Genomic DNA, 14,159 nt, shown 5'->3' on the forward strand with positions numbered 1-14,159 from the left:
ATTGCCAGAAAGATCCTTATGCGAACCGGTAGCCAAAAGATGCACTCGACCCGCCTCCATCTTGCTGTCTCGACCCTCCTGCTTGCCGGTCTGCTTGCGGGCTGTTCGACGTCGACGGGAGATCGTGGCAGCGCAGCAGGCTTCGCGTCCTCCCGCTCATCCTCGGCGCAATATATCTCCGCATTGCAGGGTGGCATCGTCAGCCGAAGCGGCGTGACGATCGGCGACAGCGACCGCTCGCGGGCGCTGGAAGCGGAATACCGGGCGCTGGAAGCGGCTCCTGGCGGCCAGCCGGTAGCATGGACCGGCAGTAGCGTCAGCGGCCAGGTGGTCGCGGCGGCACCCTATCAGGTCGGATCGCAGAATTGCCGGCAGTACACCCACACCGTCGTCAGCGATGGCGGCGAGGCCAAGGCGCGCGGTGCCGCCTGCCGCAATACCAACGGCACCTGGACGCCGCTCAGCTGACCATTTGACTTAAATCATGGCCGTCCGCGGGGCGAGGGGCCAGAGAAGACGCGGAACAGATTGCGGCGAAACGCCTCAAATCCGCGTCATGAGCCGTTCGGCAGTTGGAAAGCTCGGGCGGTTCAAGTAATTGGACCCTTATGTTTTTGTGGATCATCCTTGCCTGTCTGACGGCTGCCGTGGCGGCAGTGATGCTCGTGACGCTTGCGCGCGGCGCAAAGCCGGCGGCGGACGACCGCGCCGGCGAGATCGCCGTATACAAGGACCAGCTGGACGAGCTGGAACGCGACCGCAGCCTCGGGCTGATCAGCGCCGAGGACGCGGGCTATGCAAAGGCCGAGATCGGCCGGCGCCTGCTCTCGGCCGCCAGCGATGCGCAGGCCGACGGTGCCCCAGGCACGCGGCGCGGCATGACCGCAGCCGGGATCTTCGTCGTTCTGCTGGTGCCGATCGTCAGTCTCACCGCCTATGTGACGCTCGGCAGCCCGCAGCTGCCGGACCAGCCACTGGCGGCACGTCTTGCCAATCCCGGAAACAACATGGCGCTGCTCGTTGCCAAGGCGGAGCAGCACCTCGCCCAGAACCCCAATGATGGCGCCGGCTGGGACCTCCTGGCGCCGATCTATTTCCGCGCGATGCGGCTGACGGACGCCGAACTTGCCTATCGCCATGCCATCCGCCTGATCGGCACGAGCCCAGAACGACTTTCGGGGCTTGGCGAAACGCTGATCGCCGCCAGTGACGGGATCGTGACGGAAGATGCACGGCTGGCCTTCGAGGAGAGCCTGCGGCTTTCGCCGGAAAACCCGCGGGCGCGCTTCTACTTGGCGCTGGCCCTGGAGCAGGCCGGGCGCCGGGACGAGGCGCGGGCAGCCTTCGAGACGATCGCCGCAGCTTCGCCGGCCGACGCGCCCTGGATGGAGCTCGTCCAGCAACACATCGCGGCAAATGGCGGCGAGGCTTCGCCGCCGCCGTTGGCAGACGTGCCCCCTGCAGCGTCAAGCCAGGCACCCGGCGGGCCGACGCCCGACGATCTTGCCGCGGCACAGGACATGTCCGGTGCCGAGCGCCAGGAAATGATCCGTGGCATGGTGGAGAGCCTGGCTCTACGGATGCAGGAGGAGCCCGACAATCTCGAAGGTTGGCTCCGGTTGATCCGCTCCTACGCGGTGCTGGGCGATCGGGAGAAGGCGACCGCGGCGTTGACCACCGGCCTCAAGACCTTCCCCGCCGACGGCGACGAGGGACGGCAGCTGGTCGCGCTGGCGCGCGAGGTCGGGCTGTCCGTCGATGGAGTGACGCAATGACACGCAAACAGAAGCGGCTGACAATCATCGCCGGCGGCATGAGCTTCATCATCGCCGCCGTGCTTCTGGTGATGTTCGCCTTCAGCCAGTCGGTCGCCTATTTCTTCATGCCGGCGGATCTCGCGACGACGGAGGTCTCTCCCGGCACCCGCATCCGCCTCGGCGGACTGGTCGCCGAGGGCTCCGTCAAGCGCGGCGAGGGATCGACCATCACCTTTTCCGTGACCGATGGATCGGGGACCGTGCCGGTCAGCTACACCGGCATCCTGCCGGACCTGTTCCGCGAGGGCCAGGGCGTGGTGACCGAGGGCGCTTTCGACGCAGCGACGCATTCCTTCGTTGCCGATACGGTGCTTGCCAAGCATGATGAGAACTACATGCCCAAGGAAGTGGCCGACCGCCTGAAAGAACAGGGGGTCTGGAAGGAAGAGGGCGAGGCGGCGACCCAATGATCATCGAGATTGGCCATTACGCGCTGGTGCTGTCGCTTGCGACCGCGCTGATCGTCTCCACGCTGCCGGTGATCGGTGCATGGCGCCGCGATTCGGCGATGATGGCGCTCGCCCCTGTCGCCTCCGTGACGATGTTCGTGCTGGTGCTGATTTCCTTCGGCGCCCTGACCTGGGCCTATGTCGTCTCAGACTTTTCGCTGCGCAACGTCTGGGAGAATTCCCATTCGCTGATGCCTGTGATCTACAAGGTGTCCGGCGTCTGGGGCAATCACGAAGGCTCGATGCTGCTGTGGCTGCTGATCCTGACGTTCTTCAGCGCCCTGGTGGCCCTCTTCGGCCGCAACCTGCCCGATACGCTGCGCGCCAACGTTCTGGCGGTGCAGGCCTGGATCTCGACGGCCTTCATGCTGTTCATCCTGCTCACCTCCAATCCGTTCCTGCGCCTCAATCCGGCGCCGGCGGAAGGACAGGATCTGAACCCCGTGCTGCAGGATCCGGGGCTCGCGATCCATCCGCCGCTTCTCTATCTCGGTTACGTCGGCTTTTCCGTCTGCTTCTCGTTTGCCGTCGCAGCCCTGATGGACGGTCGCATCGACGCCGCCTGGGCACGCTGGGTGCGGCCCTGGACGCTGGCTGCCTGGACCTTCCTCACTGCCGGCATCGCGATGGGCTCCTACTGGGCCTACTACGAGCTCGGCTGGGGCGGCTGGTGGTTCTGGGACCCGGTCGAAAACGCCTCCTTCATGCCCTGGCTTGCCGGCACGGCGCTGCTGCATTCGGCGCTGGTGATGGAGAAGCGCGAGGCCCTGAAGATCTGGACCGTGCTCTTGGCGATCATGACTTTCTCGCTGTCGCTGCTCGGCACCTTCCTCGTTCGCTCCGGGGTGCTGACCTCGGTGCACGCCTTTGCGACCGACCCGACCCGCGGCATCTTCATCCTCTGTATCCTGATGCTGTTCATCGGCGGCGCCTTTGCGCTGTTTGCGTGGCGGGCGCCGATGCTGAAATCCGGCGGCCTGTTCGCGCCGGTCTCGCGGGAAGGGGCGCTCGTCCTCAACAACCTGATCCTGACGGTCGCCACCGCAACCATCCTGATCGGCACGCTCTATCCGCTGGTGCTGGAAACGCTGACGGGCGAAAAGATCTCGGTCGGTGCGCCCTTCTTCAATCTGACCTTCGGGCTCTTGATGATCCCGCTGCTGATTGCCGTTCCTTTCGGGCCGATGCTGGCCTGGAAGCGCGGCGATGCGCTCGGCGCGCTGCAGCGGCTCTACGTGGCGGCGGGCCTGGCGCTGGTCGCGGGGCTTGCCCTCTACTACGTCGAAAACGGCGGTCCGGTCATGGCCGTCTTCGGCATGGCGCTCGGCTTCTGGGGGATGTTCGGGGCACTCGCCGAGCTCTGGAACAGGGCAAACTTCGGCAAGCTGCCGTTCAACGTCGCCTGGCGCCGGCTGGTCGGCCTGCCGCGCTCGGCCTTCGGGTCGGCACTGGCGCATTTCGGGCTTGGCGTGACGGTTCTCGGCATCGTCGTGGTGACCACCTTCGAGACGGAAACCGTGCTCGAGATGCAGCTCGGTTCGTCGGCGGACGTCGGCGGCTACACGATCGTCTTCGATGGCATGCGCGACGCGGTCGGGCCGAACTTTACCGAGGAGCGTGGCCACTTTACCGTCAGCCAGGGCGGTGTCGCAGTGGCGGACACCTGGTCTTCGAAGCGGATCTACACGGCCCGCCAGATGCCGACCACCGAGGCCGGCATCCTCACCTTCGGCTTCAGCCAGCTCTATATCTCGCTGGGCGATCCGATGGCCGACGGCGGCATCGTCGTGCGCGTCTGGTGGAAGCCCTTCATCCTCTGCATCTGGGGCGGCTCGCTGTTCATGGCGTTCGGCGGCGTCGTGTCGCTCACCGACCGGCGCCTGCGCGTCGGCGCGCCGCGTCGCAAGGCAAAGCCCGCGCCGGCTGCGATGGAGCCGGCGGAATGAGGGGGCTCTTGTGGAGATTGCCCCTCACCCTAACCCTCTCCCCGCAGGCGGGGAGAGGGGACGTGCCCCGCTCGACCTCTCCTCGGGGTGATGGCATCTCGACGGGCTCCCTTCTCCCCGTATTGACGGGGAGAAGATGGCGGCAGTCGGATGAGGGGCGTCCCGCAAGTTTGGCCGCACTCTTCGTCCTCTTCCTAACGCTCCTCCTCAGCCCCCTCCCGGCGCTTGCCGTCAATCCCGACGAGATCCTGTCCGATCCGCGGCTTGAGGAGCGGGCCCGCGATCTCTCCGCGCAGCTGCGCTGCATGGTCTGCCAGAACCAGTCGATCGACGATTCCAATGCGGAGCTTGCCCGCGACCTGCGCATCCTCGTCCGCGAACGGCTGGTGGATGGCGACAGCGACGAGGAAGTGATCGATTACGTCGTCTCGCGCTACGGTGAGTTCGTGCTGCTGAAGCCGCGGCTGTCGGCCCGTACCGTGCTTCTGTGGGGCGCGCCGGCCGTGCTCCTGTTGATCGGGGGGCTCGTTCTGCTGCTGATGGCGCGGGGGCGTCTGCAGCCGCGCCAGCCTCCGGTGCTGACGCCGGAAGAGCAGGCCCGTCTCGACGATCTGGTCGGCAAGCAGTAGGGCTCGCGTCCCGAACATTACAAACATTTCATCCCCCTGACACCTGCAGTTAAGGTGGGCCTCCCTATATCTCTCTCATCCACCGCCCACCCGGGAACTCCCGGTGAAACGAGATGAAGAGAAGAAGGTAGCCCCAATGCAAAACAGCAATCCCGGACGTTCAAACCTCAAGACAGTGCTGAAGGCATCGACGGTCGCCGGTCTTGCCGCCGTCATGTTCACGACGGGCATTCCTGCGCAGGTCGTCGAGTCTTTCGCTGAGCCGGTCAAGGTTCAAGCCCCTCAGGCTCCGAGCTTCGCCGATGTCGTCTCCGCGGTTTCGCCGGCCGTTGTTTCCGTTCGCGTGCAGTCCGAGGCCCAGCCCGTTTCCGACAACGGCAGCAATTTCAGTTTCAACTTCAACGGCCAGGGCTTTGAAGACCTTCCGGACGATCACCCGCTGAAGCGGTTCTTCCGCGATTTCGGCGGTCAGATGCCCGGTGGTCGCGGTGATGGCCGTGGAGACGACCGCGCCGAGCGCAGCCCGCGCGGCGGCGACAATGGTCCGCATCGCATGCGGCCGAGTTCGCAGGGATCCGGCTTCTTCATCTCCGAAGACGGTTACCTGGTCACCAACAACCACGTCGTCGATGATGGCGCAGCTTTCACCGTGGTCATGGATGACGGCACCGAGCTCGATGCCAAGCTTATCGGCAAGGACAGCCGCACCGATCTTGCGGTGCTGAAGGTCGATGCCAACCGCAAGTTCACCTACGTCAACCTCGCTGACGACACGAAGGTCCGTGTCGGCGACTGGGTCGTGGCCGTCGGCAACCCCTTCGGTCTCGGCGGTTCGGTGACCGCAGGCATCATCTCCGCCCGTGGCCGTGACATCGGCTCCGGTCCCTACGACGATTACATCCAGATCGATGCGGCCGTGAACCGCGGCAACTCCGGCGGCCCGGCCTTCAACCTCGAAGGCGAAGTCATCGGCATCAACACGGCGATCTTCTCGCCGTCGGGCGGCAACGTCGGCATTGCCTTCGCCATCCCCGCCTCCGTTGCCCGGGACGTGGTTCAGGACCTGATCGACGATGGCAAGGTTGAGCGCGGCTGGCTCGGCGTTCAGATCCAGCCGGTCAACAAGGATATCGCCGAATCGCTTGGCCTGTCCGAGGCCCAGGGCGCGCTCGTGGTGGCCCCGCAGGAAGGTTCGCCGGGCCAGAAGGCCGGCATCAAGGAAGGTGACGTGATCACCGCCGTCAACGGCGATCCGATCAAGGATGCCCGCGATCTGGCTCGCAAGGTCGCGCAGTTCGGACCGGACACCAAGGTGCAGGTCTCCGTCTGGCGTGATGCGAAGTCGCAGGACATCGAGGTGACGCTGGGCAATCTCGCCAGCGAGGATGCGGCAGCCGCCGAACCGGTCGAGCCTGACGCGCCCGTGCCGTCCTCTGAGAAGGCGCTGTCCAGCCTCGGCATCACCGTTGCCCCTGCCGACAACGGCACCGGCCTTGCAGTGACGGAAGTCGATCCCGACTCCGAAGCAGCAGCCCGTGGCCTGCGGACTGGCGAAAAGATCGTCTCGGTCAACAACCAGTCCGTGACGGACGCCGGCGACATCGAGGACGTGATCGAGCAGGCCCGCAAGGATGGCCGCACCCGTGCGCTCTTCCAGGTCGAGTCCGAGCGCGGCAGCCGCTTCATCGCCCTGCCGATCAACGAAGGCTGATCCTCCCAGGCAGCATTCGAAGGGGGCGCCGTCGGCAACGTCGGTGCCCCTTTTTTCTTATTCTCCGATTGTCTGCAGTTGAAGGAGTGACACGATGGAGACCTCCACCGGCCCCGACCTCAGCGAATCCGATGGTGCAAAAAGACCGGCGGACGCTATGGTGTCGCACATGAAGATTCTGGTGATCGAAGACGACCTCGAGGCTGCGGCCTACATGACGAAGGCCTTTCGCGAGGCCGGCATCGTGGCGGACCATGCCAGCGATGGCGACAGCGGCCTCTTCATGGGGACCGAGAACAGCTACGACGTGATGGTGATCGACCGCATGCTGCCGCGCCGCGACGGTCTGTCCGTCATCAGCGAATTGCGCAAGCGCGGCGTCAACACACCGGTGCTGATCCTTTCGGCGCTCGGCCAGGTGGACGACCGCGTCACCGGCCTTCGCGCCGGCGGCGACGACTATCTGCCCAAGCCCTATGCCTTCAGCGAGTTGCTCGCCCGCGTCGAGGTGCTGGGCCGCCGCAAGGGTGCGCCCGAGCAGGACATGGCATACCGCGTCGGCGACCTCGAACTCGATCGCCTGTCCCACGAGGTCCGCCGCGCCGGCAAGGAGATCCCGCTGCAGCCGCGCGAATTCCGGCTGCTCGAATACCTGATGAAGAACGCCGGCCAGGTGGTGACCCGTACCATGCTGCTCGAGCATGTCTGGGACTACCACTTCGATCCGCAGACGAATGTCATCGACGTGCATGTCTCGCGGCTGCGCTCCAAGATCGAGCGCGACTTCGACAAGCCGCTCCTGAAGACGATCCGCGGCGCCGGCTACATGATCAAGGACGAGGCTTGAGCGCGTGCTGAACCGGTCCCGCCTGATGTTCCGCTCAACGGCCGTGCGGCTGTCGGGGCTCTATATCCTCCTGTTTGCGATCTGCGCCGCCTTCCTCGTCTTTTACGTGACGGCCATGTCGGAGCGCATCCTGGCGCAGCAGACCCGCGACAACCTCGTCCAGGAAGTCGGCGACATCCAGCGCGCCTTCGATCGCGGCGGGTTGAACGGCATGCTGCGCATCATGGAGCGGCGGGCCCGCCAGCCGGGCGCCAACCTCTATGTCGTCGCGGGGCCGAACGGCGAGATCGTTGCGGGCAATGTCGCCTCCCTGCAGCCGGGCGTCCTCGACGAACAGGGCTGGACGCGGTTCCCCTTTTCCTACCGGCCATTCTCCGAGGCGGGCTCCGGCCGCGAGCACATGGCGATCGCCAATGTCGTCGTCATGGACAACGGGCTTCGGGTGATGATCGGCCGCGACCTCGGCGAGCCGGGTCGCTTCCGCGGCATCGTCCGCCGCGCGCTGATGGTGGCGCTGACGATCATGGGCATCGGCGCCCTGTTCATCTGGTTCGGCATCGGCCGCAATGCGTTGAAGCGCATCGACCGCATGTCGGGCGCCAGCCAGAAGATCATGGCGGGCGACCTGTCGCAGCGCCTTCCCGTCGGCCGCTCCGGCGACGAATTCGACCGCCTGTCGGAATCGCTGAACGCCATGCTGGGCCGGATCGAGAAGTTGAACGAGGGCCTTCGCCAGGTCTCCGACAATATCGCCCACGACCTCAAGACACCGCTGACGCGGCTGCGCAACAAGGCGGCCGACGCACTCGGTGAAGACGATGCCGAGCATCGCCGGGTGGCGCTGGAAGGCATCATCGCCGAGTCCGACCAGTTGATCCGCACCTTCAACGCGCTGCTGATGATCTCGCGGGTCGAGGCCGGGTCGATCGTCGCGGAAATGTCGGAGATCGATCTTTCGGCGATCTGCGCCGACAGCTGCGAGCTCTACGAGCCGGCGGCGGAAGAGGCGGGTCTGACGCTGGAAACGGCTATTGCCCCGGGACTGAAGGTCAAGGGCAACCGCGAACTGATCGGCCAGGCGATGTTCAACCTGCTCGACAATGCCATCAAGTATTCCGCCGGGGGCAAGGGCGAGCCGACGCTTCGGGTGGTGCTGTCGGCCGATGCCGAAAACGTGCGCCTGTCGGTCTGCGACAACGGACCGGGCGTGCCGCCGGAGAAGCGCGGGGAAGTGGTCAAGCGCTTTGTCCGGCTGGACGCCAGCCGGACAAAGCCGGGCACCGGGCTTGGCCTGTCCCTGGTCGAGGCGGTGATGGAACTGCATGGTGGTGCGCTGGTGCTGGCCGCCACCCATCCGGAGGATGCCGAGGCACCGGGTCTCACCGCCACCATGGTATTTCCCGTCCGAAGACCCTAAGAAGGGACGCCAGACGGGAGGATGCCGTGGCAGAGACTGCAAGATACCTGAAGAACGTCGAGGCCGACGTCATCCGGCCGCTGAGCCAGGCCGAAGCCAAGACCGTGGTGGCGCTCCTGAAGGACGCTGCAAAGCAGGAGCCGGCGATCGCCGACCTGATGGCCGGCGACGACAGGCTGAAGCGGTTCCTGATCGCGGCCCTCACGCTTTCCCCCTATCTGCGCGACAGCGCGGCGATCTCGCCACAACTGATTGCCGTAGCCCTCGTCGAGCCGCTGGAGACAGTGCTGGAGGAAATGATCGCCACGGCGCGCGATTGCTGGAAACCCCGTGACGGAAAGACACCCACCGAGACGGAGGTGATGGCGGCGCTGCGGACAGCCAAGCGCAGCCTGTCCTTTCTCGTCGCATTGGCCGATCTGGCGCGCATCTTCTCCGCCCGCGATACCACACTCTACCTCAGCCGCTTCGCCGACGCCTCAGTGGCCGCGGCCATCGACCATCTGCTGCTCAATGGCCACGAGAGCGGCAAGGTCGTTCTCAAGGACGTGGAGCGGCCGAGCGAACACTCCGGGCTGATCGTCATCGGCATGGGCAAGCTCGGCGGCCATGAACTCAACTATTCCTCCGACATCGACATCGTCGTCTTCTTCGATCCCGAGAGCGGCATCCTCAAGGATCCGATCGACGGGACGGAGATCTATGGCCGGATGATGCGCCGCCTGGTGCGCATCCTCCAGGAGCGCACTGCCGACGGCTATGTCTTCCGCACCGATCTCAGGCTTCGGCCAGATCCGGGCTCGACGCCGCTCGCGGTGCCGGTCGAGGCGGGGCTGCTCTACTACGAGAGCCGCGGCCAGAACTGGGAGAGGGCGGCCTTCATCAAGGCCCGCGCCATGGCCGGCGACATTGCCGCGGGCGAGGATTTCCTGCGCCAGCTGGTGCCCTTCGTCTTCCGCAAGTACCTCGACTACGCGGCGATCTCCGACATCCATTCGATCAAGCGGCAGATCCATGTCCACAAGGGGCACGGGGCGATCGCGGTGAAGGGCCACAACGTCAAGCTCGGCCGCGGCGGCATCCGCGAGATCGAGTTCTTCGCCCAGACCCAGCAGCTGATCGCGGGTGGCCGCATGCCGCCGCTCAGGACACGCCAGACCGAGGTGGCCCTGAACGCGCTGGCGGAGGCGAACTGGATCACGCCGGAGATCGCGTCCGAGATGATTGCGGCGTACTGGTTCCTGCGCGATGTCGAGCACCGCATCCAGATGGTCCGCGACGAGCAGACCCACACTCTGCCGGAGACGGAGGCGGAGCTGAAGCGCATCGCCTTCATGCTGGGCCTTGCCGATACGGCCGCCTTCTCCAGAAAGCTTGAGGAGACCCTGCGCACGGTGGAGAAGCGCTATGCGCGTCTCTTCGAGCAGGAGACGAAACTCTCCGGCGTCGAGGGCAACCTCGTCTTCACCGGCGAGCAGGACGATCCGGGCACCTTGAAGACGCTGGCATCCATCGGTTTTGAGCGGCCCGCCGACATGTCGCGGGTGATCCGCACCTGGCACTACGGCCGCTACCGCGCCACCCAGTCGGTGGAGGCGCGCGAGCGACTGACGGAAATGATGCCCAGGCTCCTGAAGGCGTTTGGCGAAAGCAGCCGCGCCGACGAGGCGATGCTGCGCTTCGACAGCTTCCTTTCGGGGCTGCCGGCGGGCATCCAGCTGTTCTCGCTGATCGGCAACAATCCGGCGCTCCTGTCGCTGATCGTCCGGGTGATGTCGTCGGCGCCTCGGCTGGCCGACATCATAGCATCGCGGCCGCACGTCTTCGACGGCATGCTGGACCCGGCGCTGATGGCGCAACTGCCGACGCGCGACTACATGGCGGAGCGGCTGAAAAGCTTCCTGACGGTCGCCCGCCACTACGAGGAGGTGCTCGACCGGCTGCGCATCTTTGCCGCCGAACAGCGCTTCCTGATCGGCATCCGGCTTCTGACGGGCGCCATCGATGGCGCCGAGGCCGGCCGCGCCTTCACTGATCTCGCCGACCTGTTGATCGAGCAGACGCTGATCGCGGTCGAGCGGGAGATCGAGGCGGCGCAAGGCCGCTATCCGGGCGGCCGGGTGGCGCTGATGGGCATGGGCAAGCTCGGCAGCTTCGAGCTGACGGCAGCTTCCGACGTCGACCTCATCCTGCTCTATGACTACGACGACGAGGCCTCCGAATCCGACGGTGAAAAGCCGCTCGACGCGACCCGCTACTACACGCGCCTGACGCAGCGGCTGATCGCGGCGCTTTCGGCCCCGACGGCCGAAGGCGTTCTCTACGAGGTCGACATGCGCCTGCGCCCCTCCGGCAACAAGGGACCGGTTGCCAGCCGCATCAGGGCTTTCCGGAAGTATCAGCAGGAAGAGGCCTGGACCTGGGAGCACATGGCGCTGACCCGGGCGCGCATGGTCGCCGGTGACGAGGACCTCGGCGACGAGGCCTGCGCCGTGATCGCCGAAGTTCTCGACAGGCCGGCCGATGTCGCGAAGATTGCATCCGACGTGCGCGGGATGCGCGAGCTGATCGAGAAGGAGAAGCCGCCACGCGACATCTGGGATCTGAAGCTGATCCCCGGCGGGCTGATCGACATCGAGTTCATCGCGCAGTATCTGCGGCTGGTGGCGCCCGCGAAGGGACTTGTGATCGACACCCATCAACTGACCACGCGGAAGGCCCTGCAGGTCCTGGGAGCCGAGCTGATGACGGATCACGACCGTCAGACGGTTCTTGAGGGTCTTTCCCTGTTCACGGAGATCTCGCAGATCATCCGCCTCTGCATCGACGGACCGTTTGTGCCCAAGGAGGCGCCGGCGGGTCTGGTGGAGCGCGTCTGCCGCGCCGGTGATTGCCCCGACATCAAGACCCTCGAAGGCGAGGTGAAGCGGCTGTCGAAGGCGGTGCGCGGCGTGTTCCGGAAGGTCGTCAGCCCGTAGCGCGGGCAGCCACGGCAAACGTCGGCTGCTCCGGCATGCTGACCGAAACGACCGTTCCCTTGCCGACGCAGGAGCGGATCCGCATGTTGCCGCCGTGAAGCGCCACCAGCGAGCGCGAGATCGCCAGGCCCAGGCCCGAGCCCCCCTTGCTCTTGGCATACTGGCTCTGCACCTGCTCGAAGGGTTGACCGATCTTGCCCATGGCTGCCTTCGGGATGCCGATGCCGGTGTCGGCAATCGTCAGCAGCACGCCGGCTTCCGAACGGCGAGCCCGCACGATGATGCGGCCGCCATCGTTGGTGAACTTCACCGCATTCGACAGGAGGTTGAGCATGACCTGCTTCATCGCCCGTCTGTCACCGGCCATCTCGAGATCGGCGCACAGGCTCTGTTCGATCGAGATGTTCTTGTCTTCGGCGGCGATCGAAGTGAGGCGCAGGCTTTCCTCGATCAGCGGCGCGAGGTCGATCGTCTCGCACTGGATCTTCATGTGCCCCGCTTCGATCTTCGACATGTCGAGGATGTCGTTGATGACGTTGAGCAGGTGCTTGCCGCTGTCGTGGATGTCGCGGGCATATTCGCCGTATTTCGGCGAGCCGACCGGGCCGAACATCTGGTTGGCGAGAATTTCGGAAAAGCCGAGGATGGCGTTGAGCGGCGTGCGCAGTTCATGGCTCATGTTGGCGAGGAATTCGGACTTCGCCTTGTTGGCGGCCTGGGCCCGTTCCTTCTCCGACTGATAGTTGGCGTTGGCGGTGGACAGCTCTTCCTTCTGCCGCTCAAGCTTCCTCTGCGAGGCGGAAAGGTCGCTGATCGTCGCCATCAGGCGTCGCTCGGACTCGCGCAACCGTTCCTGATGACGCTTCATCACCGTGATGTCCGTACCGACCGACACCATGCCGCCATCGCGGGTGCGCCGTTCGTTGATCTGCAGCCAGCGCTGATCCGCAAGCTGGACCTCGGTGGTGCGCGAAAGGCCGTTATGGTCCGGGTCGGCGATCCGCCGCTCGATCACCGGCCGCGATGCCGAAGCCTTGACGGCAGCCTTTTCGGTGCCGGGGACGAGCACGTCGTCAGGCAGACCGTAGGCCTGCTGGAAGTGCGCGTTGCACATCACCAGCCGGTCGTTCTTGTCCCAGAGGACGAAGGCTTCCGAGGTGGATTCGATGGCATCCGCCAACCGCTGGTCGGCCTCCGCATAGCGCTGCGCCAGACGATGCTGCTCGGTGACGTCCATGGCGATGCCGATCACATGGGTGCGGCCGCTGGCGCTGCGGGTCACCTGCGCGCGCGCCCGCATCCAGACGTAGTGGCCGGCGGCATGACGCATGCGGAAAACCTGGTCGACCTGCTTGGCATTGCCGCGGCTGATGGCGCGGGCGAGCGCATAGAGATTGCCGTCGGTCGGATGCATCATTCGCGCGGCATCGGCGAAGGAAAGGACGTTGCCGGCAGGCGGCAGGCCGAGCATTTCGTACATCGAGCCCGACCAGAACAGGCGGCGGTTGACGACATCGAAGTCCCAGAGGCCGCAGCGGCCGCGCGACAGCGCCGTCTCGATGCGCAGGTTGGCCTCCAGGAAGGTTTCGTCGGCCTCGCGAGCCCGCTTCACCTGCATGTAATAGGCATAGAGAATGACCAGCAGGATGGCCGAGATGCAGGCAAACAGCGTGACGTTGAGGGAGACTTCGTGGCGCCAGAAGTAATGGATCGAGGCAAGCGAGCTGGCCGCGACGATCAGCGCGCCGTCGTTGCCAACCGCCTGGATGGCTGCATAATGCCGCTCGCCGCCGATCGACGTCTCGATCAGGCCGGAAACGCCGAAGCGGCGCAGTGCCGCGGTTTCCGGCAGCACCGCCGACAGCTGTCGGCCAACGAAGCCGGACGCCGCCGAACCGCCGAAGATCTTGCCGTTGGCATCCACGAGAAGCAGGAAGGCGTCGGGGTGGAGGAGGTTGGATGGAACAAAGCTCGCGAGGCGGGTCTCCGCGGCCGTGCGATCACCGGCGCTGATGGCGGCGTCCTCTCCGGAAAAGGCGGCAGCGGCGGTTGCCGCGAGAAGCGAGGTGGTCTGGCGGGCACCCTCCTGCATCCGGTCGAATTCCGACACCAGCCCGAGGCTGCGCGACGTGGCGACCACCGCAAGGAAGGCGAGGATGAGCAGCGGAATGGAGCGCTTCAGCACCAGTTCGACGCGTGGCATCTGCCGGGAAATCGGCGTCACGGTCAGATCGGGCTTCGATCCGAAAAGATCGGAAGCTCGTTTCATGCCCGGAAATTTAAGACGCAACAACCCCTCGCCGACGGTCACCCGTCGCACGTCCGCCATCGTTTTCATCTGACCCCTCATGGAAATTCGGCGCAC

General features: G+C 65.5%; 10 protein-coding genes. 9 read left to right on the forward strand and 1 reads right to left on the reverse strand.

Annotated elements, in window-relative coordinates; translation table 11 throughout:
• The first annotated feature begins 39 nt into the window (after window positions 1-39).
• The 9 genes from M1E10_RS13730 (at window position 40) to M1E10_RS13770 (ending at window position 11,794) form a co-directional block, all read left to right on the forward strand.
• Window positions 40-468 (forward strand): RT0821/Lpp0805 family surface protein, encoded by a 429-nt coding sequence (locus M1E10_RS13730; protein WP_499176990.1) that lies wholly within the window; start codon window positions 40-42, stop codon window positions 466-468.
• A gap of 140 nt (window positions 469-608) precedes the next feature.
• On the forward strand, window positions 609-1,775 hold the full coding sequence (gene ccmI / locus M1E10_RS13735; protein ID WP_499176991.1) for a c-type cytochrome biogenesis protein CcmI: 1,167 nt from the start codon (window positions 609-611) through the stop codon (window positions 1,773-1,775).
• A complete protein-coding gene (gene ccmE / locus M1E10_RS13740) occupies window positions 1,772-2,227 on the forward strand; it encodes a cytochrome c maturation protein CcmE (protein WP_499176992.1) in 456 nt (151 codons plus the stop codon). The genes ccmI and ccmE overlap by 4 nt, the downstream gene beginning before the upstream one ends.
• Window positions 2,224-4,212, forward strand: a complete 1,989-nt coding sequence (locus M1E10_RS13745) for a heme lyase CcmF/NrfE family subunit (RefSeq protein WP_499176993.1) — start codon at window positions 2,224-2,226, stop codon at window positions 4,210-4,212. Before ccmE ends, M1E10_RS13745 begins: the two co-directional genes overlap by 4 nt.
• Before the next feature lie 170 nt (window positions 4,213-4,382).
• Complete coding sequence (locus tag M1E10_RS13750; protein WP_499176994.1) at window positions 4,383-4,841, forward strand: cytochrome c-type biogenesis protein; 459 nt, start codon at window positions 4,383-4,385, stop codon at window positions 4,839-4,841.
• Window positions 4,842-4,977: 136 nt separating this feature from the next.
• Complete coding sequence (locus M1E10_RS13755) at window positions 4,978-6,552, forward strand: Do family serine endopeptidase (protein ID WP_499176995.1); 1,575 nt, start codon at window positions 4,978-4,980, stop codon at window positions 6,550-6,552.
• A 157-nt stretch (window positions 6,553-6,709) separates the two neighbouring features.
• Window positions 6,710-7,399, forward strand: coding sequence for a response regulator transcription factor (locus M1E10_RS13760; RefSeq protein WP_499177176.1), 690 nt, complete (start codon window positions 6,710-6,712; stop codon window positions 7,397-7,399).
• A 25-nt stretch (window positions 7,400-7,424) separates the two neighbouring features.
• Window positions 7,425-8,816, forward strand: coding sequence for a sensor histidine kinase (locus M1E10_RS13765; RefSeq protein ID WP_499177177.1), 1,392 nt, complete (start codon window positions 7,425-7,427; stop codon window positions 8,814-8,816).
• A gap of 26 nt (window positions 8,817-8,842) precedes the next feature.
• Window positions 8,843-11,794: a glutamine-synthetase adenylyltransferase gene (locus M1E10_RS13770; RefSeq protein WP_499176996.1), complete on the forward strand. Its 2,952-nt coding sequence runs from the start codon at window positions 8,843-8,845 to the stop codon at window positions 11,792-11,794.
• On the opposite strand, the gene M1E10_RS13775 is transcribed toward M1E10_RS13770, so the two are convergent.
• Entirely contained in the window at window positions 11,784-14,123 is a 2,340-nt protein-coding gene (locus tag M1E10_RS13775; protein WP_499177178.1) for a PAS domain-containing sensor histidine kinase, read from the reverse strand. The two genes, M1E10_RS13770 and M1E10_RS13775, sit on opposite strands and share 11 nt — an antisense overlap.
• Window positions 14,124-14,159: the final 36 nt, after the last annotated feature.

This window comes from Rhizobium sp. PK7-22 (assembly GCF_056530405.1).

What these genes read in the sequence shown, in the direction of transcription:
- ccmE (WP_499176992.1), top strand. Translation starts at nt 1,772, where the DNA reads ATGACACGCAAACAGAAGCGGCTGACAATCATCGCCGGCGGCATGAGC.
- M1E10_RS13765 (WP_499177177.1), top strand. Translation starts at nt 7,425, where the DNA reads ATGTTCCGCTCAACGGCCGTGCGGCTGTCGGGGCTCTATATCCTCCTG.
- ccmI (WP_499176991.1), top strand. Translation starts at nt 609, where the DNA reads ATGTTTTTGTGGATCATCCTTGCCTGTCTGACGGCTGCCGTGGCGGCA.
- M1E10_RS13755 (WP_499176995.1), top strand. Translation starts at nt 4,978, where the DNA reads ATGCAAAACAGCAATCCCGGACGTTCAAACCTCAAGACAGTGCTGAAG.
- M1E10_RS13775 (WP_499177178.1), bottom strand. Translation starts at nt 14,123, where the DNA reads ATGGCGGACGTGCGACGGGTGACCGTCGGCGAGGGGTTGTTGCGTCTT.
- M1E10_RS13760 (WP_499177176.1), top strand. Translation starts at nt 6,710, where the DNA reads ATGGTGTCGCACATGAAGATTCTGGTGATCGAAGACGACCTCGAGGCT.
- M1E10_RS13745 (WP_499176993.1), top strand. Translation starts at nt 2,224, where the DNA reads ATGATCATCGAGATTGGCCATTACGCGCTGGTGCTGTCGCTTGCGACC.
- M1E10_RS13730 (WP_499176990.1), top strand. Translation starts at nt 40, where the DNA reads ATGCACTCGACCCGCCTCCATCTTGCTGTCTCGACCCTCCTGCTTGCC.